General features: G+C 71.9%; 2 protein-coding genes. Both read left to right on the forward strand.

Annotation, left to right across the window (positions count from 1 at the left end; all coding sequences use genetic code 11):
• Positions 1-1433 (forward strand): ABC transporter ATP-binding protein (locus tag IE136_RS30555; RefSeq protein ID WP_229819310.1); only part of this gene is annotated, 1433 nt, incomplete at its 5' end.
• Positions 1430-2790 (forward strand): ABC transporter ATP-binding protein (locus IE136_RS30560; protein WP_189601923.1); only part of this gene is annotated, 1361 nt, incomplete at its 3' end. The genes IE136_RS30555 and IE136_RS30560, both read left to right, overlap by 4 nt.

Consider the following 2790-nt stretch of genomic DNA (forward strand, 5'->3'; position numbering starts at 1 on the left):
TCTCCGCCCGCGAGCTGAGCGGCTTCGGCACCGCCTCCCTGATCACCCGCACCACCAACGACGTCCAGCAGGTCCAGACGTTCGCCGTCCTGGTCCTGACGATGCTCGTCGCCGCACCCCTGATGTGCGTGGGCGGCATCGTCATGGCCCTCGACCAGGACGTTCCGCTCGCCCTTCTCCTGCTGCTCTTCGTGCCGCTGATGGCCGGGGCCGTCGGTACGGTCGTGCTGCGCATGCGCCCGCTCTTCCGCGGCATGCAGGAGCGCGTCGACCGGGTCAACCGGGTGATGCGGGAGCAGATCACCGGCATCCGGGTCGTCCGCGCCTTCGTACGCGACCGCCACGAGCAGGGACGGTTCGCCGCCGCCAACGACGAGCTGCGCACGGTCGGCCTGCGGGTCGGCCGGCTCCAGGCCGTGATGTTCCCGATCGTGCTGGTCGTCTGGGAGCTGGCGACCGTCGGCATCATCTGGGTCGGCGCCCACCGGATCGAGTCCGGCGCCCTCCAGGCCGGTTCGCTGATCGCGTTCCTCGGCTACCTGCTGCAGATCATGATGTCGGTGATGATGGTCCTCTTCCTGATGATGCACATGCCGCGGGCCGAGGTCGGCGCCGAACGCATCAGGGAGATCCTCGACACCGAGCCCACCGTCGCCCCGCCCTCCGCCCCGGTCCGCCGGCTGCGCGAGGTGGGACGGCTCGACATCCTGGCCGCCGACTTCAGCTACCCCGGCGCCGAGGAGCCGGTCCTGCGGGCGGTGAGCCTCACCGCCCGCCCCGGCCGCACCACGGCCGTCATCGGCTCCACCGGCAGCGGCAAGACCACCCTCCTCGGTCTCGTCCCGCGGCTCTTCGACGCGACCGGCGGCGAGGTGCTGGTCGGCGGTGTCGACGTCCGCGCCATGGACCCGGCGCTGCTCGCGCGGACCGTCGGACTCGTGCCGCAGAAGCCGTACCTCTTCTCCGGCACGGTCGCCACCAACCTGCGGTACGGAAAGCCCGACGCGACCGACGACGAGCTGTGGCACGCCCTGGAGGTCGCCCAGGCCGCCGACTTCGTACGGAAGCTCCCGGAGGGTCTGGACGCGCCGGTCACGCAGGGCGGCGGCAACCTCTCCGGCGGACAGCGCCAGCGCCTCGCCATCGCGCGGGTCCTCGTCGCCCGCCCTCAGGTCTACCTCTTCGACGACTCCTTCTCCGCCCTGGACCCCCGGACGGACGCATCGCTGAGAGCAGCGCTGAGGGAGGAGACGGCCGACGCGGCCGTCGTGATCGTCGCCCAGCGCGTCTCCACCATCCGCGACGCCGATCGGATCGTCGTCCTCGACCGGGGCCGGGCCGTCGGCAGCGGAACCCACGAGGAACTCATGCGGGACAACGCCACCTACCGGGAGATCGTCCTCTCCCAGCTCACCGAGGAGGAAGCCGCATGAGCACGACCACGACGGTGAAGGCGCCCACGAGCCCCCCGCCCACCGGGACCCGCGCCGCGCCCGAGCGTCGCGGTCCCGCCACTCCCCAGCGCGGACCCGGCCTCGCCACACCCTCCCTCGAACGCTCCCTGGACTTCCGCTCCTCCGGCCTGCGCCTGCTGCGCACCCTGGCCCCCGAGCGCCCCCGGCTCCTCGGCGTCCTCGCCGCCGCGGCGGCCGGCGTCTCGCTCGCCGTCCTCAGCCCTCTGGTCCTCGGCCGCGCCACCGATCTCGTCATCACCGGCGCCGCGAGCCCGGCCGGTGTCGACTTCGGGGCGGTCGGCAGGACCCTGGCCCTCGCGCTCGCGCTGGTCGTCGGCTCCGCCGCCCTGAACTGGCTGCAACAGCGGCTCGCGACGACCGTCGTCCAGCGGACCGGCCACCGGCTGCGCCGCCAGGCCCAGCACAAGCTGGCGCGGCTGCCTCTGTCGTACACCGACAGGCAGCCGCGCGGCGAGATCCTCAGCCGCACCACCAACGACATCGACAACATCACCCAGACCCTCCAACAGGCCTTCAGCCAGATGGTCAGGGCCCTGCTCACCCTCGTGGGCGTGCTGGCGATGATGTTCTGGATCTCTCCACTGCTCGCCCTGGTCGCGCTCGCGACCGTGCCGGTGTCGGTGCTCGTGGCGGCCCGGATCGGCAAGCGCGCCCAGCCGCAGTTCGTGCGGCAGTGGGCCGTCACCGGCCGGCTGAACAGCCACGTCGAGGAGATGATCAGCGGTCACGCCGAGGTCGTCGCCTTCGGGCGCCGCGACGAGGCCGTGGCGCGCTTCGACGAGCTGGGCGAGGAACTGTACGCGGCGAGCTTCCGCGCCCAGTTCATGTCCGGTTTCATCCAGCCGGCCCTCACCTTCGTCGGCAACGTGAACTACGTCCTGATCGCGGTCGTCGGCGGGCTGCGGGTGGCGTCGGGCACGCTGTCGATCGGTGACGTGCAGGCGTTCATCCAGTACTCGTACGAGTTCAACGGCCCGATCACGCAGGTCGCGGCCATGGCCAACCTCCTGCAGTCCGGGGTCGCCTCCGCCGAGCGGGTCTTCGACCTCCTCGACGCCGAGGAGGAGTCACCGCCGCCGGCCGGCTCCCGGCCGGCGGCCGGGCACGGGACCGGGCGCGTGTCCTTCGAGCAGGTGGCGTTCCGTTACGAGGCGGACAAGCCGTTGATCGAGGATCTGTCGCTGACGGTGGAGCCCGGACAGACGGTCGCGATCGTCGGACCGACCGGCGCGGGCAAGACGACCCTGGTGAACCTCCTCATGCGGTTCTACGAGGTCACCGGCGGCCGGATCTCCCTCGACGGCGTCGACGTGGC

The sequence above is a fragment of the Streptomyces lateritius genome (assembly GCF_014649715.1).
In the GTDB taxonomy this organism is placed as follows: domain Bacteria; phylum Actinomycetota; class Actinomycetes; order Streptomycetales; family Streptomycetaceae; genus Streptomyces; species Streptomyces lateritius.